The organism is Enterobacter hormaechei subsp. xiangfangensis (assembly GCF_001729785.1).
GTDB lineage: Bacteria > Pseudomonadota > Gammaproteobacteria > Enterobacterales > Enterobacteriaceae > Enterobacter > Enterobacter hormaechei_C.
Map to the genome: position 1 here is coordinate 2,239,120 of NZ_CP017183.1, position 18,555 is coordinate 2,257,674.

Consider the following 18,555-nt stretch of genomic DNA (forward strand, 5'->3'; position numbering starts at 1 on the left):
CTACACTCCAGGTAGTATTCACTGGAGGCATGACATCATGGCGAACACCATCACGGCTGATGATATTCGGGAACACTTTTCGCAGGCTATGTCGGCGATGTACCAGCAGGAAGTTCCGCAGTACGGCACCTTGCTGGAACTGGTGGCGGACGTTAACCTGGCGGTTCTGGAAAATAACCCACTTTTACATGAACAACTGGCGAACGCAGACGAACTGGCGCGCCTGAATGTTGAACGTCACGGTGCGATCCGCGTTGGCACCGCGCAGGAGCTTTCCACCCTGCGCCGGATCTTCGCCATTATGGGCATGTACCCGGTCAGCTACTACGATCTCTCCCAGGCGGGCGTGCCCGTCCACTCGACGGCGTTTCGTCCGACAGACGATGCGGCGCTCTGCCGTAATCCGTTTCGCATTTTTACCTCGCTGCTGCGCCTGGAGCTGATTGAAAACGTTGCGCTGCGCGAAAGGGCGGCGGAGATCCTCTCCCGGCGCAACATCTTTACGCCGCGCTGTCTGGAACTGATCGACCTGCATGATGCGCAGGGACACTTTACCGAGGCACAGGCGCGCGAATTTGTGCAGGAAGCCTTAGAAACCTTCCGCTGGCATCGCCATGCGACGGTCGATCAGGAAACCTATCTGGCGCTGAGCAACGAACATCGCCTGATTGCCGACGTGGTCTGTTTCCCGGGGTGCCACATCAACCATCTCACGCCGCGCACGCTGGATATCGACCGGGTGCAGGAGCTAATGCCGAAGTACGGCATCGAGCCGAAAATCCTGATTGAAGGCCCGCCGCGCCGCGAGGTGCCGATCCTCCTGCGTCAGACCAGCTTTAAGGCGCTGGAGGAGCCGGTGCTGTTCGCGGGGGAACACAAGGGCACCCATACCGCGCGTTTCGGTGAGATTGAGCAGCGCGGCGTGGCGCTTACGCCGAAAGGGCGCGAGCTTTACGACAGCCTGTTAAACCAGGCCGGGACCGGCAAAGACAACCTGACCCACCAGCTTCACCTGCGCGAGATCTTCAGCGCCTTCCCGGACAGTGAAATGTTCCTGCGCCGTCAGGGGCTGGCTTATTTCCGCTACCGTCTGACCCCGACAGGTGAGGCGCATCGCCACGCGTTTCGTCCCGGCGACGATCCGCAGCCGCTGATCGAACGCGGCTGGGTTGTGGCACAGCCCATCACCTACGAGGATTTTCTGCCCGTCAGCGCGGCGGGGATCTTCCAGTCGAATCTTGGCAATGAAACGCAGGCGCGCAGCCACGGCAATGCCAGCCGCAATGCCTTCGAAGCCGCGCTCGGCTGTGCGGTGTACGACGAGTTTTCGCTTTACGAGGAGGCGGAAGCGCGCAGCAAACAGCGTTGCGGTTTGCTCTGAAACCGTTACTCTGCAAGGGTGTGATGGAAAAAGAAGGTTGGTATGGAAAATCCCTCTGCCCCTGTGGTTGAAACGCGCCAGGGCGCACTGATTGGTTTTACTGAAGGCGATACCCATGTGTGGTGTGGCATTCCCTATGCAGCACCCCCTGTTGGCCCGTGGCGCTGGCGCTCCCCGCGTCCCCCTGCACGCTGGGATGGCGTGCGTCCGGCGACGGCGTTCTCCGCCTCCAGCTGGCAGAGCAGCGAAAGCTGTCAGGAGCTGGGCGGCGGCGACCCCGGCCAGTTCTCTGAAGACTGCCTGTATCTTAACGTCTGGTCGCCAGTGGCTCGCGCCGCTCCGCTTCCGGTGATGGTCTGGCTGCACGGCGGAGGATTTACCCTCGGCGCTGGCGGGCTGCCTCCGTATAACGGCAGGGCGCTGGCGAAGCGTGGCACGGTGGTGGTGACGATCAATTACCGTCTCGGCCACCTCGGCTTTTTTGCTCATCCGGCGCTGGAGGGGGAGGAAGAGCGCGTGGTGCATAACTTCGCACTGCTCGATCAGATCCAGGCCCTGGAATGGGTGCGCGATAACATTGCCGCGTTCGGCGGCGATCCTGAGAACATCACCGTATTTGGCGAGTCGGCCGGTGCGCGCAGCGTGCTGTCGCTGATGGCTTCCCCGCTTGCGGGAGGACTGTTCCATAAAGCCATTGTGCAAAGCGGGTACACGCTGCCCGACACCCCGCGCGAGCAGGCCATGCATAAAGGCGAAGCGATTGCCGCCCATTTCGGCCTGCACAATGCTACCGCGGAACAGCTTCGCGCGATCCCGCCTGAGGCGTTCTGGCCGCTGACCTCGCCGTTGAATATCGCCCCTGCGCCCATCGTGGGGGATTGCGTTTTGCCTGAGGCCATGCTCGACGTTTTCTTCGCGGCCCGCCAGCATCCTGTACCGGTGATGATTGGGTCGAACAGCGACGAAGCCAGCGTGATGTCGGTATTCGGGGTCGATCTGGCCGGGCAGATCCAGAAGCTCCGCCGTGAGCGGCGCTTTGGCCTGGGGCTGATAAAGCTGCTTTATCCTGGCGTGAAGGGCGATGAGGAACTTGGCAGGCAGGTATGCCGCGACATGGCCTTCACCACCATGGGATACGTGGTAATGCAGGCCCAGCAGCGGGCGGGCGGCCTGTGCTGGCGATACTGGTTTGATTATGTGGCCGAAGCGGAGCACGCGACGTACATCAACGGCGCCTGGCACGGCAACGAAGTGCCCTACGTCTTCGATACCCTTGGACAGGTGGAACCTTCGCGGCAGTATGTGAATGAACGCGATCTGGCCTTCGCCGCTCAGGTGGCGGACTACTGGGTGAGCTTCGCCCGGGATGCGGGGGCACGCGATAGCCTGGCAGGGCCCACGCGCTGGCCCGCCTGCCGGAAAGGGCGGGACGTGCTGTTACGTATTGGTGTGAATAAACATGCAGGTTTTCGGCTTGAAAACCGCTTCATGCGTGCCCGTATGAGCCTCTTCAAACGGGTGATGAAACACCACGTCAGCCTCGACTGAGCAGACAGGCGCGAAACGCATCCAGCCCGTTTTCAGGGCCGGGTGCGTCGCGTAATACCAGCCGGTAGCTCGCCCCCGTTTTTATGCTTGTGTCAAACGGGCGCATCAGCCGTCCGGCGCGCACGTCCTCCTCCACCAGCGTTTCATCCGCGATGGCGATGCCCAGCCCCTGAATGGCGGCGGTAATGGCGAGATCCATGGTTTCGAAGTGTTGATTTTTGAGCATAGCTGGCGGCGGACCCGGCTGTTTCGCCAGCCACAGCGTCCAGTCCGTTTTGTCCCGCGTGGGGTGAAGGAAAGTGAGTGCTTCCAGCGCAGAGCCGGCCCGTAGCGGGCTCATCACCGGGGTTAAGGCCTCTTCGAACAGCAGATCGCCGGCGCTCATGTGCGTCCCAAACACAATCGCCGCGTCACAGGATTCGGTTTTGAAATTGACGTTGTGATCGGTGGTGGTGGTCAGCGCAATCTGGAGTTCCGGCTGTTCGCGCTCCACCTGTAGCAGACGCGGCACCAGCCAGCGCATCGCGCAGGTAGGCGCTTTCAGACGGATTACGGTCTGGTGCGTTCGCGCCTGTTCAGCAACGTTCAGCAGGTGCTCAAAGGCAGATTGCAGCTCCGGCAGCAGGGCGCTTCCCTGTGAGGAGAGACGCAGGCCGCGGGCATGGCGCTCGAACAGCGGGAAGCCGAACCAGCTTTCCAGCGAGGCGATTTTACGGCTTACCGCCCCCTGCGTCAGACAAAGCTCCTTCGCGGCATGGGTAAGATTCAGGTGACGCGCGGTCACGATGAACGTCTCTACGGCATTAAGTGGAAATGAACGACGCGACATATCTCACCTTAGCTATGCATTTTTGTCATGGCTATTATGACAACAATTCGATTGTCCCGGCAATGAAGTTGTTGTTTGAATAGTTATGCATTCACCACGAGAAGGGACAGAGGATGACTTTGAAAACGCCGGTGCAGACACGATCCAAATTGCCCGATGTAGGAACCACCATTTTTACCGTTATCGGCCAGCTTTCAGCCCGGCATAACGCCATCAACCTTTCTCAGGGTGCGCCGAATTTTTCCTGCGACCCAAAACTTATCTCCGGCGTGACCCGCGCCATGGAGGCAGGGTATAACCAGTACGCCTCCATGACCGGTCTGCAACCGCTCAGAGAGCGCATCGCGGACAAAATTGCCACGCTCTATGGCACACACTATGACCCGGCGAGTGAGGTGCTGGTGACCGCCAGCGCCAGCGAAGGGCTTTACTCAGCCATCAGCGGGCTGGTTCATCCTGGAGACGAGGTGATCTATTTCGAGCCCTCCTTTGACAGCTATGCGCCGATTGTCCGTCTGCAAGGAGCGACGCCGATTGCCATTAAACTGACGGTACCGGATTTTGCCGTGAACTGGGATGAAGTACGGGCGGCTATAACCCCACGCACGCGGATGATCATCGTCAATACGCCGCACAACCCGAGCGGACAGGTGTTTTCAGCCGCCGATCTGCACCAGCTGGCAGCGCTGACGCGCCACACCGACATCATCATTTTGTCTGACGAAGTGTATGAGCACGTCGTTTTTGATGGCGAACCGCACCACGGAATGGCGACGCACCCGCAGCTGGCGGAGCGCAGCGTGATTATTTCTTCTTTCGGAAAAACCTATCACGTCACCGGCTGGCGCGTGGGTTATTGTGTGGCACCCGCGGAACTGATGGATGAGATATGTAAAGTCCATCAATTTTTAATGTTCTCGGCCGATACGCCGATGCAGTACGCGTTTGCCGAACACATGACCGATCCGCAAACCTGGCTGTCGCTGGCGGCGTTTTATCAGCGCAAGCGCGATCTGCTGCAAAGTTTGCTCGCCGACTCACCGTTCAGGCTGCTACCAAGTGCCGGTTCGTTCTTCCTGCTGGCGGATTACAGCGGCTTTAGCGACGAGCGCGACAGCGAGATGGTGAAAAGGCTGATTGTCGAGTACGGGGTTGCCACCATTCCGCTGTCGGCGTTTTATGCCGATGGCACGGACAATAAGTTAATCCGTCTCTCTTTTGCGAAAGATGAGGCGACGTTACGGGCAGGTGCCCAGGCCCTTTGTCGGGTTACACCACGTTAAGGAATTTGAGATGAAATTACGCGCGTTAGTTGTCGGCATGGGACTGTTGTGTTCATTCTCGTCGTTTGCCGCTACCGAGTTGCGATACGGGCTGGAAGCGGAATATCCGCCGTTTGAAAGCCGCAATGCGTCAGGGGAGCTGGAAGGGTTTGACGTAGAGCTGGGAAATGCCATCTGTAAAGCCGCCGCGCTGAAGTGCAGCTGGGTTGAAACCTCGTTTGATGCGCTGATCCCCGGTCTGGTGGCGAAAAAGTTCGACGCCATAAACTCGGCGATGAACATCACCGAACAGCGTCGCAAAAGCATTGATTTCACCCAGCCCATCTATCGCATTCCCTCCCAGCTGGTGGGCAAAGCCGGTTCTGCGGTAGAGGCTACCCCCGAAGGGCTGAAGGGCAAAACCATCGGCGTTCTCCAGGGTTCAATTCAGGAAACTTACGCCAAAGAGCACTGGGAAAAGCACGGTGTCACCGTGGTGTCTTATAAAGATCAGAATATGGCCTGGGGAGATCTGCTGAATGGCCGCATCGATGCCTCGCTGGTCATGTCAGCGGCCGGGCAGGCAGGTTTCCTCAGTAAGCCGCAGGGTAAAGGGTTTGGCTTTATCGGCAAACCGGTGTCGGACGACACCATCCTCGGCAGTGGGATCGGCTTTGGGCTGCGTAAGGGGGATGAGGCCACCAAAAAGCAGCTTGATGCCGCAATTGATAAAGTACGTGCCGACGGCACGATTGCTAAACTGGCTGATAAGTACTTCCCGGGTATCGATGTCAGCGTAAAATAACCGCCTCGTTGGTCCCGGCTGTCGATGTCCAGCCGGGACATTTTTATACATAACTTTACCCCTTTTTCAGGCCGTTCTGGTCGACAGAAAATATTTCTCGGTTTGTTCAGATAATCACCCGCCAACAATTGGATTCTTAACCGTTTTTGTTTAGGCTGTGCGTTCTTTCTTGCCGTCATTTCGCTGCGCGCGAAACTCATTCACACGACCATAAGGACGTTTTCTCAGGCATGAATCGCAGACGTTTTCTCAAAGGTTCCCTGGCAATGGCTGCCCTGAGCGGCACTTCTGGCCTTGCTTCTCTGTTTTCCCAGGCGGCGTATGCTGCTGACTCCGACATTGCCGACGGTCAGAGCCGTCGCTTTGACTTCTCTGTTCTGCAATCCATGGCGCACGATCTGGCGAAAACCGCGTGGGGCGGTGCGCCGCGTCCGCTGCCGGAAACGCTGGCCACCATGACGCCGCAGGCGTACAACGCCATCCGTTACGATGAGAAGCAGTCGCTGTGGAATAACATTGAAGGCCGTCAGCTGGACGCCCAGTTCTTCCATATGGGGATGGGGTTCCGCCGCCGCGTGCGCATGTTCTCGCTGGATCAAACCACCTCTCAGGCGCGTGAGATCCACTTCCGGCCTGAGCTGTTCAGCTACGGCGATACGGGCGTGGATACCCGCCAGCTTGAAGGGCAGAGCGACCTCGGCTTCGCCGGATTCCGCGTCTTTAAAGCGCCGGAACTGGCGCGACGCGATATCGTTTCGTTCCTGGGCGCGAGCTACTTCCGCGCAGTGGATGATACCTACCAGTACGGCCTTTCCGCGCGCGGGCTGGCGGTGGATACCTTTACCGACACCCCGGAAGAGTTTCCGGATTTCACCTCCTTCTGGTTTGAAACCGTTAAGCCGGGTGATACCACCTTTACCGTCTATGCGCTGCTGGACAGCCCGAGCATTACCGGTGCCTATAAGTTTGTGATCCACTGTGAGAAGAGTCAGGTGATCATGGACGTCGAAAACCATCTCTATGCGCGCAAAGACATCAAGCAGCTCGGCATCGCACCAATGACCAGCATGTTCAGCTGCGGCAACAACGAACGCCGCATGTGCGACACCATACATCCGCAGATCCATGATTCAGACCGCCTGGCGATGTGGCGCGGTAACGGGGAGTGGATCTGCCGACCGCTGAACAACCCGCAAAAGCTGCAATTCAACGCCTACCTGGATAAAAACCCGAAAGGCTTTGGTTTGTTACAGCTTGACCGTGACTTCTCCCATTACCAGGACGTCATGGGCTGGTATAACAAGCGACCAAGCCTGTGGGTCGAGCCGCGCAACAACTGGGGGAAAGGATCCATCGCCCTGATGGAGATCCCGACAACCGGCGAGACGCTCGATAACGTGGTCTGCTTCTGGCAGCCGGAGAAACCGGTGCAGGCGGGTGATGAGCTGGACTTCAAATACCGTCTCTACTGGAGCGCGCAGCCGCCGGTGCGTTCCCCGCTGGCAAACGTCTACGCCACCCGTACCGGTATGGGCGGCTTCCCGGAGGGCTGGGCGCCGGGTGAAAATTACCCGAAAGTGTGGGCCCGTCGCTTTGCCATTGACTTCGTCGGGGGCGATCTGAAGGCCGCCGCACCGAAGGGCATTGAGCCGGTGATCACCCTGTCCAGTGGTGAAGCGAAGCAGGTAGAGATCCTCTATGTCGAGCCATTCGACGGGTATCGCATTCTGTTTGACTGGTATCCAACCTCTGACTCCACCGAGCCGGTGGATATGCGCCTGTTCCTGCGCTGTCAGGGCGATGCCATCAGCGAGACCTGGCTGTACCAGTACTTCCCGCCCGCGCCGGACAAACGTAACTACGTTGACGACCGGATCATGCGCTAGTCCTTATGGGTTTGTGCCGGGTGGCGGCTTCGCCTTAGCCGGCCTGCTCTGGACGCATTTGTAGGCCGGGTAAGCGTTAGCGCCACCCGGCAATTAAGAGGCACTATGTCTTCAGAAATCATCCCCGTTAACCAGGAAATCGAGCTTCGCGCCGTCGAAGAGCGCTATACCACCGATCTGCACAACCTCGTAATCAAAAACAAAACCTGGCTGCAAACCGCCTTCGACTGGGCGCAGCATGTCGGCAGCGAAGAGGACACGCGCCGCAACGTGCAGAGCAATCAGATGTTGCACCAGCGCGGTTACGCCAAAATGTTCCTGATTTTCATGAAGGACGAGCTGGTGGGCGTGCTGTCCTTCAACGCGATCGAGCCTGCGAATAAGACCGGGTACATTGGCTACTGGCTTGACGAGGCGCATCAGGGGCAGGGTATTCTTTCTCAGGCGCTCCAGGCGTTTATGCGCTATTACGTTGAGCGCGGCGAGATCCGCCGCTTTGTGATCAAGTGTCGCGTGGATAACCAGAGCAGTAACCGGGTGGCGCAGCGCAACGGTTTCACGCTGGAAGGTTGTTTGCGGAAAGCGGAAATGCTCAACGGGCGTTACGATGACGTGAACCTGTACGCCAGATTCTTCCCGCTATAGCGCCCCCAGCAGCGGCGTCCGGGTGATCCGCGTGTCGCCGTTGATCACTTTGGCTCCCCGGACGTGAATGCTTTCACCCTCCAGCGCCTCGATAACCGCATCGTCCGTTATTTCCACCTGATGCTCGATCAGGACATCGCCGCTGATACGCGCCCGCCCCTGAATAACCACTTTGTCATCAATCAGGATCGGCCCGCCGCGTAACCACGCCTCGCCGCCTATTAATACGTGGTGTTTAATGACGCAGTTGCCTTCTACGAGGGCGTTTTCCGCGACCTGTGAACTGTACCGCACGGTCGGGATGGCATCATCCTCCAGACCGGCCAGCAGACGGGCGTTGCCGTACACTTTGGCGCAGTCGCACACCCAGACGTTATTCAGCGCGTTGCCCTCAAGAATGGCGCGATCGAACACCTCGGCACGGTGCTCAACAAAGGCCCAGGTCACCATGGCATCGCCGTAGATTTGCGCCTGATGCACAATACGCGACTGGCTGACCGTGGCTCGGTCATAAATTTGCAGGATCTGCTCACGGTCGGGTGTCAGCCCTTTGGCTGCAATCACCAGGCTGTTATGCAGCACCCGCGCGTCACCCGCGATACGACATTCCCCGCGTACGGTGGAATGCTGAATGGTGACGTTGTCACGTATCATCGCGCCGTGACTCACCTCTGCCGCGTCAAGCCAGCCGTTGCCGCCAACGTGTGCGCGGTGGCTTACGATGCAGGGTTGGGTGAGGCGGGCGTTACCGGATATCCTGGCCCCGGCAAACACCACGCTGTTTTCATCGTAAACCCAGCAATCCCCGTCCTGGGCGAGCGCGTGTTCATCCTCAACCCAACCGCCTTTAGTCCCGCTGGTCACATCGTTAAAATCCTTCACGGCAATAATTTGTCTTAGAGGCGTTGTGCACGGTGTTGATCCGTCCTGCCAGCGCCAGAGACGCGTTTCATTGCTGAGCCGATATTTTGTCATCGTGTTATCCCTGAAAAGCCTTTCAATAAACGTAGCTAAGTTTTGGTTTTTCGAAGTGCTGGCGTCCGCACAGGAAACCCCTTAAAATGGCATTTAAAATACATTTTAAACTTTAAAAAAAATGCATAACCTAAACCAACGCGTTCTTAACTTGCCCGCCGGGTATTTCGGTATGGTCCTCGGGACCATAGGTATGGGGTTCGCCTGGCGTTATGCCAGCACCATCTGGCCGGTGACGCGCTGGCCGGGCGAGATCCTGGTGGCGCTGGCGGTGGCGATCTGGTTCCTTCTGAGCGTGGCGTTTCTTACCCGTGCGGTACGGTTTCCACATAGCGTGTTGGCCGAGATGCGGCATCCGGTAATGAGCAGTTTTGTCAGCCTGTTTCCTGCCACAACGCTGCTGGTGGCCATCGGCTTTGTGCCGTGGTATCGCCCGGTGGCGCTGGGGTTGTTTAGCGTGGGCGTGGTGATCCAGCTTGCGTATGCCGCCTGGCAAAGCGCCGGGCTGTGGCGCGGCAAGCATCCGGAAGAAGCCACGACGCCGGGACTCTATCTGCCGACGGTGGCGAACAATTTTATCAGCGCGATGGCCTGCGGTGCGCTGGGTTTCCACGACGCGGGGCTGGTGTTCCTTGGTGCCGGGGTCTTTTCCTGGCTGAGCCTGGAGCCGGTCATTTTACAACGCCTGCGCAGCGCGGGCGAGCTGCCCGCTGCCCTTCGTACCTCGCTCGGGATCCAGCTTGCGCCTGCCCTGGTGGCCTGTAGCGCCTGGTTTAGCGTCAACGGCGGCGAAGCGGACACCTTCGCCAAAATGCTTTTCGGCTATGGCCTGTTGCAACTCCTGTTTATGCTGCGTCTGATGCCGTGGTATCTGTCGCAGCCGTTCAACGCGTCGTTCTGGAGCTTCTCGTTCGGGGTGTCGGCGCTGGCGACCACCGGTTTACATCTTGGACAGAGCAGTCCGTCAGGGTTCTTTCATGCCCTCGCGGTTCCCCTGTTTATTTTCACCAACGTCATCATCGCGATGCTGCTGGTCCGTACTTTTATCTTGCTGATGCAGGGCAAACTTCTGGTGCGCGCTGATAAGGCACTGCTTATGCAATCTGAGGAAAAATAATGACTGTCGATGAAAACTACTTTACTGAGAAATATGGGCTGACCCGCACGCACTCAGAGGTGCTGCTCAGCGCGGACATTGTTAAGCCGGGAAAAACGCTCGATCTCGGTTGCGGAAATGGCCGTAACAGCCTCTACCTCGCTGCCAATGGCTATGACGTGACGGCGTGGGATAAAAACCCGATGAGCATCGATAACATTGAGCGCATTAAGGCGGCGGAAGGGATCGCGAATCTGCAAACGGCGATTAAGGATCTGAACAACCTGACCTTTGACGGCGAATACGACTTTATTCTTTCCACCGTCGTGTTGATGTTCCTCGAAGCGAATACCATCCCTGGTCTTATCGCCAATATGCAGCGTTGCACTAAACCAGGCGGCTATAACCTGATCGTTGCCGCCATGGATACGGAAGATTATCCGTGCACCGTCGGCTTCCCGTTTGCCTTCAAACCCGGTGAACTGAGTAACTACTACGAAGGCTGGGAGCTGATCAAGTACAACGAAGAGGTGGGGGAACTCCACCGTACCGATGCCAACGGGAACCGTATCAAGCTGCGCTTCGCCACCCTGCTCGCACGCAAGCCCGCTTAACGCGCGGCCAGCAGACAGAGTTGCAGTGCAGTGCGACAGGAGGCCTCGAACGACGACAGCGGTAAAAACTCAAACTTCGAGTGGAAGTTATGGGCGCCGGTGAAGAAGTTCGGGGTGAGCAAGCCTTTAGCTGACAGGGCCGCCCCGTCCGTGCCACCGCGCATGGGGATCGGTTTTGGGGTGATGCCGAGCGACTCCATCGCCTCGAACATCAGGTCGATCGCGCGGCGGTCTTCGCCAATCGCATTGCTGATATTGCTGTAGGTATCTTCAATGCGATACTCCACGTTTGCCGTGGGATGCTGCGCGGCTATTTGCGCCGCCACATCGGCAATTCGCTGCTTGCGGGCGGCAAAACCGTCTTTGTCAAAATCACGAATGTTGGCTTTCAGTACCGCTTCGTTTTGCCCGGCCTGGATGCCGTTAAACCAGATATAACCTTCGCGCCCCTCGGTGCATTCCGGGGTTTGCTGGCGATCGAAATGGCTGATGAAATCCGTTGCCATCAGCAGCGGATTGACTAGCACCCCTTTGGCGGACATCGGGTGCGCCGTGACGCCGGTAAAGCGAATTTCAGCCGCCGCCGCGTTAAAGTTCTCGTAAACAATTTCGCCCAGCTCGCAGCAGTCGATGGTCCAGGCAAAATCGACGTCGAAGCGCTTTAAATCCAGCGCTTTCGCGCCGCACAGGCCAATCTCTTCATCGGGCACAAACGCCACCACAATATCGCCATGGTTGTGCTCAGCGGTGAGGTTTTCCAGCACCGTCATGACCACGGTGACGGCCGCTTTATTATCTGCGCCTAATACGCTGGTTCCGTCGCTGAAAATAATCTCCTCATCAGGATAAGCCAGAATTTCCGGGTGCTCTTTTACGCGCAGCCAAATATCTTCCTCTTTATTCAGGCAGAGATCATCCCCCGTAAAGGTTAATATTTGTGGATGAATATCCGGGGATAAACCGACGTCGACGGTGTCAATATGGGTAATAAAACCAATACGCGGCGCGCCGGGAACATTGCCTTTTTTCACGGCGGTAACGGTGGCGAACTCATCAATCACAATATCGTCTAACCCCAGCGTTTCCAGCTCCTTCGCCAGCTCCCGCGCCATGTCGTGCTGGCCCGGGGTGGAGGGCAGGGTTTTGACTTTCGGGTCGCTCTGGCTGGTGATGGCGAGATAGCGGAAAAAGCGTTGGGTTAATTGTCTGGAGAGTTCCGAGCCCATAGTGTTTCCTTCTGTATTTATTTTTCATGTGTTTGCGCCATCACTTTAATGTTATTTATGAAATGGCAAAAGAAGTAATTAGCCGTCGAATTAAAAAGACAGGAATAAATGATGAAAAGCACATTCACAATGATAACGCTGGCGCTTGCTGCACTGACGGTCAGTTCCACCGTCGCGGCAAAAACGCTGGTGTATTGCTCCGAAGGATCGCCGGAAAATTTCAATCCTCAGCTCTATACGTCGGGGACCAGCGTGGACGCCAGCGCCGTACCGGTTTATAACCGTCTGGTCGATTTCAAACCGGGCACTACCGAACTGGTACCGAGCCTGGCGGAAAGCTGGGAGGTAAGCGAGGATGGCAAGGTCTACACCTTCCACCTGCGCAAAGGGGTGAAATTCCACAGTAATAAGCTGTTCACGCCGACGCGCGACTTCAACGCGGACGACGTGATTTTCTCGTTTATGCGCCAGAAGGATGTCAATCATCCCTACCATAACGTCTCCAACGGCAGTTATTCCAACTTCGAAAGTCTGGAGTTCGGCAGCCTGATTACCGCCATTGATAAAGTTGACGATCGCACCGTGCGCTTCACCCTGGCGCATCCGGAAGCGCCGTTTGTCGCTGACCTGGCGTGGTACTTTGCCTCCATTCTGTCGGCGGAGTATGCCGATGCCATGCTGAAAGCGGGCACGCCAGAAAAGGTCGATATGCAGCCGATTGGCACCGGGCCGTTTAAGCTGTCGCAATATCAGAAGGATTCCCGCATCCTCTTTACCGCTTTCCCTGACTACTGGCAGGGAAAATCGAAGCTGGATCGTCTGGTGTTCACCATCACGCCGGACGCCTCGGTACGTTTTGCCAAAGTCGAGAAGAATGAGTGTCAGGTGATGCCGTTCCCGAACCCGGCGGACCTGCCGCGTATGAAGGCTAACAAAGACATCAACCTGATGAGCAAGGCCGGTCTGAATACCGGTTTCCTGGCGTTTAACACGCAAAAGTCGCCGCTGGATAACGTAAAAGTGCGTCAGGCGCTGGCGATGGCGATTAACAAACCGGCCATCATTGAGGCGGTCTTCCACGGCACCGGCACGGCGGCAAAAAACCTGCTGCCGCCTGGCGTCTGGAGTGCCGACAGCGAGCTGAAAGACTACGATTACGATCCAGAAAAAGCGAAAGCGCTGTTAAAGGAGGCGGGGTTTGCCAACGGCGTAAGCATCGATCTGTGGGCCATGCCCGTGCAGCGGCCGTATAACCCGAACGCGAAGCGTATGGCGGAGATGATCCAGGCGGACTGGGCGAAAGTTGGCGTGCAGACCAAAATCGTGACCTACGAATGGGGCGAATACCTGAAGCGCGTGAAGGGCGGGGAGCATCAGGCTGCGCTGATGGGCTGGACAACGGCGACGGGGGATCCGGATAACTTCTTCGGCCCGCTGTTTACCTGTACGTCCGCCAACGGCGGGTCGAATTCGGCGAAATGGTGTTATAAGCCGTTTGATAACCTGATTGCCGAAGCAAAATCGATAACCGATCGCGAAAAACGCGTGGCGCTGTACAAGCAGGCGCAGCAGATGATGCACGATCAAATGCCGGCGGTAATGATTGCTCATTCAACGATTTTTGAGCCAGTCCGTAAAGAGGTCACGGGCTATGAAATTGATCCCTTCGGCAAACACCTGTTCTGGCAAGTGGACCTGAAAGAGTAATTTTCACTGCCCGGTTTCGGTCGGGCAGTTTTTTCGCTATTTGTGCTGTCTTCGTCATTTTTTGCCACAACACATCGCCCCATTTTTTGTTATAACTTCAAGTGCATACTTGCAGATAACATGGAATACCATCATGCGTACTCACACTTTTTTTAAAGTTGCAGTGCTTTCTGGTCTGTTGGCCCTCTCAGGCTGTGCGTCAAAAGTCGCAGCCCCCGATCAATATTCAGGCTTTTTAAAAGATTACTCAGGCTTGCAGGAGATGAAATCTGCAACCGGGAAGCCAACCCTGCGTTGGGTTGATCCTTCTTATAATGAGGCGAATTATGACAGCATTATCTGGACGCCGATAACCTATTACCCGACGCCAAAACCGACCACTCAGCTTGGGCAAAAAACGCTTGATGAGCTGTTGAATTATACCAATACCAAACTGAAAACCGCGATTGGCCAGCGTAAGCCGATTGTGACGACGCCGGGCAAACATAGCCTGATCTTCCGCGGCGCCATCACGGGTGTGAGCTCAGACAAAGAAGGTTTGCAGTTCTATGAAGTGGTGCCTGTCGCGCTGCTGGTTGCGGGTACGCAGATGGCCACGGGCCATCGTACCATGGATACGCATCTGTTCTTCGAAGGTGAGTTAATCGACGCGGCTACGAACAAACCGGTGATTAAGGTTGTTCGTAAGGGGGAAGGGAAAGAGCTGGCGAACGAGAATACGCCAATGGGCTTCGGCACCCTGAAGCAGGTTGTGGATGACATGGCAACGGATGCCACTATGTTTGATGTTCATCAGACAGCAAATTAATAAAAAAAGGCCTGCATTTTCGCAGGCCGTTTTTTTATGCCGTCCGCAGGCGGCGGAACCAGGTTTCCGGCTTCGTAAACATCACCATATTCCCCCCCAGTATCAACAACAGGCCGACGATCCCGTTGAGATGCCACACGTAACCCTCGTACACCGTTGAAATCGACAGCGCCACCAGCGGGAACAGCAGGGTGCTGTAGGCGGCTTTACCGGGACCAATGCGGCCTACCAGCGTAAAGTAGGCGCCGAAGGCAATCACCGAGCCAAACAGCGCAAGATAGAGCAGCGCCCCCATATAGCTCACCGTCCATTCCGGCATAAAGTTATCGCCTCTGAAGAGGGCGATAAGTCCCATCACGACGGTGCCATACAGCATCGCCCAGGCGTTGGTGGTCATGGTTTCCAGCCCGTTTCGCTGATGACGCATGCTGATCATATTCCCCAGCGAGAAGCCGTAGGTGCCGAGGGCGGAAAGCCCGATGCCCGTAAGCAACGACGCGCTCCAGCCGCTGGCGAGCAGATCGTTCCAGAACAGGGTAATGATCCCGATAAGCCCCAGCGCTGCCGCCGTCCAGAAGCGTGCGGGTGGACGCTGGCCGAAGAAGATAAAGCTGTTGATGGCGTTATACAGCACGGCCATCGAGAAAATCACCGACTCAAGGCCGGTATTGATATGGGCGGCGGCGGTGTAAAAGCACCAGAAGTTGAAACAGAAAACGCAGCAGCCCTGTAGCATGCAGTAGAGATGATCCCGCAGCGCCAGCCTGCGCAGGCGACGAAGGGCGACCAGGACGATCATCATCGTGGCGCTGGCCACGGCGAAGCGCCAGAAAATGGAGACCGGCGCTGCAACCGGCCCCTGTTGCAAAAAAATGGCGATCCAGGTCGTGCCCCAGATAACAACAACCAGCCCATAGAGTAATGCGTTCATGGTTTCTCTCTTCTCATACCGCGAAAAACAACAGTGTGGCGAAAGAAGATGGGCCCTGCTTTCATCGCCTTGCGCCGGACTTGCAAATTCTTGCGCTTTTTTCTCGCACAATGGCTGGTAACAGGCTGCAACACTTCTTAGACTGACAGTCTGATTAATCACCTGTTTACGGCCATGTCTCTCGTTTACGACACCTTTGAAACGTTACGCCAACAAAATGCGGTGCTGCGGGAAACCGTCGCGCTCAATACTGGCATTCAACTGGCGGCGTGGTACAACAAGCACGACACGATCACCGTGAAAAGCAACCATCACACCCTTAGCCTGTACGTGGCAGATGGCTATGAAAGCTATCAAAAAACGCCGGGTGGCTGGAAAAATGGCGGTGGGCCGGATCGTTTTTGTCTGATGCCGGAAGAGAGCGAATCCACGTGGGATATTCGTGACGACCTGTCGTTCGTGCACCTCTACTGCACCGATGAACACCTGCGGGACGTGGGGGAGAAAATCTGGGATAAACGACCGCTATCGCTGACGCTGGAGGAAAAAATATTCGGCAGCGATCCGAAAATCACCGCCCTTTATCGCCAGTTTTTGCTCGGCTGCGACTGGCAGCAAAACGCCAATCAGCTCACCCTGAGCACCGCGTCGACCTTATTGCTGACGCATTTAGTCCAGCACTATTCCAGCGTACAGTGGAAGCTGCCGGTAGTGACCGGCGGGTTATCGCCGTTTGTGCTGCGCAACGTGCTGGCCTTTATCGAGGAAAACCTGGCGCAACCCTTAACGCTGGCGGAACTGGCGGGCCAGGCCGCACTCAGTGAGTATCACTTTGCGCGGATGTTCCGCCAGTCGATGGGCCTGGCGCCGCATCAGTACGTCATGCAGCGCCGCATGGAGAAGGCCAAAGCGATGGTGCAGCACACGACCACGCCGCTCACCGACATCGCGCTGGCCTGCGGATTTAACTCCGCCAGCCATTTCAGTAACCGTTTTCGCGGCATGACCGGCATTACGCCGTCACAGCTACGCGCGGCGAAGGCGTGAGAAGACGGCGTAACAGATCCCTCCCAACACCAGCCCCCAGAAGGCGGAGCCAATCCCCAGGAGCGTGACGCCGCTGGCGGTCATCAGGAAGGTGACGATCGCCGCGTCGCGCTCTGCTTCATGATTCAGTGCCTGATACAAACTCCCGCTGATAGTGCCAAGCAGGGCCAGCCCGGCCAGCGTCTGGATGCCGCTCAGCGGCAGGGCGGCCATCAGCCCCGAAATCGACCCGCCGAACACCCCCGCCAGCAGATAAAACCCACCTGCGGCCGCCGCAGCCAGCCAGCGTTTACTGGCATCCGGGTGGGCGTCCGGGCTCTGGCAGATGGCGGCGGTGATGGCGGCGATGCATATAGAATAGACGCCGAACGGGGACAACAGCAGCGCCAGCCCGCCTGTGGCAACGATCAGCGGTGAGACCGCCAGCGGATAGCCCGATGCCTGCATGGTGGCGAAGCCGGGCGCATTCTGCGACGCCATGGTCACCAGGAAGAAGGGTAAGCCGATGCTGATCAGGCTGGTGAAGGTGAACGCAGGGGCAATGAATTCCGGCATGATGACCGATAACGTCATCCTGTTCGTGACAACGTCACCTCCAGCCCAGGCAACGAACACGCCCACCAGCAGCGTGGCGACAATGGCGTACCGGGGCGCTACGGCTTTGGCCACCAGCCAGGCGGCCAGCATACTGCCGCAAAGAAAAATGTGTCCCTCAAGATTGCTGAATGCCTTCAGGCCAAACTGTAACAGCACGCCCGCCAGCATAGCGGCGGCAAGCGAGTGCGGGATCAGTTTCATCAACCGGGCAAACAGGCCGGTGACGCCGCACAGCAGAATCAGCGTATTCGCGAATATAAATACCCCGATGGTTTCCGCCAGCGTCACGCCATGCAGGCTGGTGGCGAGCAACGCCGCGCCAGGAGTCGACCAGGCGGTCAGCACGGGGGCTTTATACCACCACGACAATGCCAGCGTGCTGATCCCCATCCCGAGCCCTAGCGCGGTCATCCATCCGGCGATTTGCTGTGTACTGGCGCCAGCCGCCGCAGCCGCCTGCCAGATAATGGCGGCAGAGCTGGCATAGCCCACCAGAACGGCAACAAAACCGGCCAGCACGGCAGGAAAGAGAGAGGCAGTCGATCGCATGGAAACTCCGTTGTGCGTTATAACGTCCGGGATAAGGTATCACTGTGCGCTATAGCGTACAAGTGGTATGCTTTGCCGCAACGGGAGGAACTATGGATATCACTCAACACCTGGCAACCACACTGAAAGCGCTGCGTCAGGCGCGGGGCTGGAGCCTGTCAAAACTGGCGGAAGAGACGGGCGTGTCGAAAGCAATGCTTGGGCAAATCGAACGCAATGAGTCCAGCCCGACGGTTTCTACCTTGTGGAAAATCGCCACCGGGTTGAACGTACCTTTTTCGGCGTTTATCACTCCAGAAAGCGAACCGCAGGCGGTATTCGATCCGCAGCAGCAGGCGATGGTGGTGAAACCGCTTTTCCCCTGGGATGAACAGCTTAAGTTCGACCATTTCTCCATCACCCTGTCGCCCGGCGCGCTGAGCGAGTCCACGCCGCACGAAGCCGGGGTGATCGAACATGTGGTGGTGATAAGCGGTGAGCTGGATATGCAGATCGACGGTGTCTGGCGCACAATATACGCTGATTCCGGCGTGCGTTTTGCCGGCGATAAACCGCACGCGTACCGCAACAGCAGCGCCCGGACGGTGCATTTTCACTCCCTGATCCATTATCCCCGCTAAAGCGTCGCAAAACGGTTTCACTGACACAG

The 18,555-nt window shown here is 57.3% G+C and carries 17 protein-coding genes; 12 read left to right on the forward strand and 5 right to left on the reverse strand.

Translation table 11 applies throughout. From position 1 onward, the window contains the following. Nucleotides 1–37: 37 nt before the first annotated feature. Nucleotides 38–1,381 (forward strand): 2-oxoadipate dioxygenase/decarboxylase HglS, encoded by a 1,344-nt coding sequence (gene hglS, locus BFV63_RS10725; protein ID WP_003857245.1) that lies wholly within the window; start codon nt 38–40, stop codon nt 1,379–1,381. A 42-nt stretch (nt 1,382–1,423) separates the two neighbouring features. After that, nucleotides 1,424–2,929 carry a carboxylesterase/lipase family protein gene (locus BFV63_RS10730; RefSeq protein ID WP_045349905.1) on the forward strand — a complete coding sequence of 502 codons (1,506 nt, stop codon included), beginning with the start codon at nt 1,424–1,426 and terminating at the stop codon, nt 2,927–2,929. Here BFV63_RS10730 and BFV63_RS10735 read toward each other — a convergent pair. Then, a complete protein-coding gene (locus tag BFV63_RS10735; protein WP_022651173.1) occupies nt 2,916–3,758 on the reverse strand; it encodes a LysR family transcriptional regulator in 843 nt (280 codons plus the stop codon). The two genes, BFV63_RS10730 and BFV63_RS10735, sit on opposite strands and share 14 nt — an antisense overlap. 113 nt (nt 3,759–3,871) lie before the next feature. Between BFV63_RS10735 and BFV63_RS10740 the strand changes: the two genes are divergently transcribed. The 4 genes from BFV63_RS10740 (at nt 3,872) to rimL (ending at nt 8,356) form a co-directional block, all read left to right on the forward strand. Beyond that, the gene (locus BFV63_RS10740) at nt 3,872–5,041 is read left to right on the forward strand and encodes a pyridoxal phosphate-dependent aminotransferase (RefSeq protein ID WP_023314126.1); all 1,170 of its coding nucleotides are present in this window, start codon (nt 3,872–3,874) and stop codon (nt 5,039–5,041) included. A gap of 10 nt (nt 5,042–5,051) precedes the next feature. Next, nucleotides 5,052–5,825 (forward strand): ABC transporter substrate-binding protein, encoded by a 774-nt coding sequence (locus BFV63_RS10745; protein ID WP_003857237.1) that lies wholly within the window; start codon nt 5,052–5,054, stop codon nt 5,823–5,825. Between the two features lie 230 nt (nt 5,826–6,055). Further along, nucleotides 6,056–7,711: a glucan biosynthesis protein D gene (locus BFV63_RS10750; RefSeq protein ID WP_045334842.1), complete on the forward strand. Its 1,656-nt coding sequence runs from the start codon at nt 6,056–6,058 to the stop codon at nt 7,709–7,711. 105 nt (nt 7,712–7,816) lie between these two features. After that, nucleotides 7,817–8,356 (forward strand): 50S ribosomal protein L7/L12-serine acetyltransferase, encoded by a 540-nt coding sequence (gene rimL / locus BFV63_RS10755; protein WP_048240833.1) that lies wholly within the window; start codon nt 7,817–7,819, stop codon nt 8,354–8,356. Here the strand turns inward: rimL and ydcK are convergent. After that, a complete protein-coding gene (ydcK, locus tag BFV63_RS10760) occupies nt 8,351–9,331 on the reverse strand; it encodes a YdcK family protein (protein ID WP_045346282.1) in 981 nt (326 codons plus the stop codon). The genes rimL and ydcK overlap by 6 nt on opposite strands. Before the next feature lie 121 nt (nt 9,332–9,452). On the opposite strand from ydcK, the gene tehA reads away from it, so the two are divergent. Further along, nucleotides 9,453–10,448: a dicarboxylate transporter/tellurite-resistance protein TehA gene (gene tehA, locus BFV63_RS10765; protein WP_023324635.1), complete on the forward strand. Its 996-nt coding sequence runs from the start codon at nt 9,453–9,455 to the stop codon at nt 10,446–10,448. Next, nucleotides 10,448–11,041: a tellurite resistance methyltransferase TehB gene (gene tehB / locus BFV63_RS10770; RefSeq protein WP_048240832.1), complete on the forward strand. Its 594-nt coding sequence runs from the start codon at nt 10,448–10,450 to the stop codon at nt 11,039–11,041. Before tehA ends, tehB begins: the two co-directional genes overlap by 1 nt. On the opposite strand, the gene pepT is transcribed toward tehB, so the two are convergent. Continuing rightward, entirely contained in the window at nt 11,038–12,267 is a 1,230-nt protein-coding gene (gene pepT / locus BFV63_RS10775; RefSeq protein WP_048240830.1) for a peptidase T, read from the reverse strand. The two genes, tehB and pepT, sit on opposite strands and share 4 nt — an antisense overlap. Nucleotides 12,268–12,378: 111 nt before the next feature. On the opposite strand from pepT, the gene BFV63_RS10780 reads away from it, so the two are divergent. Further along, a complete protein-coding gene (locus BFV63_RS10780) occupies nt 12,379–13,974 on the forward strand; it encodes an ABC transporter substrate-binding protein (protein ID WP_048240828.1) in 1,596 nt (531 codons plus the stop codon). A 133-nt stretch (nt 13,975–14,107) separates the two neighbouring features. Then, nucleotides 14,108–14,782 carry a DUF3313 domain-containing protein gene (locus BFV63_RS10785; RefSeq protein WP_003857221.1) on the forward strand — a complete coding sequence of 225 codons (675 nt, stop codon included), beginning with the start codon at nt 14,108–14,110 and terminating at the stop codon, nt 14,780–14,782. A 34-nt stretch (nt 14,783–14,816) separates the two neighbouring features. Here the strand turns inward: BFV63_RS10785 and BFV63_RS10790 are convergent, their stop codons facing one another. After that, on the reverse strand, nt 14,817–15,713 hold the full coding sequence (locus tag BFV63_RS10790) for a DMT family transporter (RefSeq protein ID WP_003857219.1): 897 nt from the start codon (nt 15,711–15,713) through the stop codon (nt 14,817–14,819). A 174-nt stretch (nt 15,714–15,887) separates the two neighbouring features. Here BFV63_RS10790 and BFV63_RS10795 point away from each other — a divergent pair, with 174 nt between their 5' ends. Beyond that, nucleotides 15,888–16,760 (forward strand): helix-turn-helix domain-containing protein, encoded by an 873-nt coding sequence (locus tag BFV63_RS10795; RefSeq protein WP_048240826.1) that lies wholly within the window; start codon nt 15,888–15,890, stop codon nt 16,758–16,760. Here BFV63_RS10795 and BFV63_RS10800 read toward each other — a convergent pair. Further along, the gene (locus BFV63_RS10800) at nt 16,740–17,906 is read right to left on the reverse strand and encodes a benzoate/H(+) symporter BenE family transporter (RefSeq protein WP_023314135.1); all 1,167 of its coding nucleotides are present in this window, start codon (nt 17,904–17,906) and stop codon (nt 16,740–16,742) included. The genes BFV63_RS10795 and BFV63_RS10800 overlap by 21 nt on opposite strands. 92 nt (nt 17,907–17,998) lie before the next feature. On the opposite strand from BFV63_RS10800, the gene BFV63_RS10805 reads away from it, so the two are divergent. Further along, a complete protein-coding gene (locus tag BFV63_RS10805) occupies nt 17,999–18,526 on the forward strand; it encodes a helix-turn-helix domain-containing protein (RefSeq protein WP_045336245.1) in 528 nt (175 codons plus the stop codon). Nucleotides 18,527–18,555: the final 29 nt, after the last annotated feature.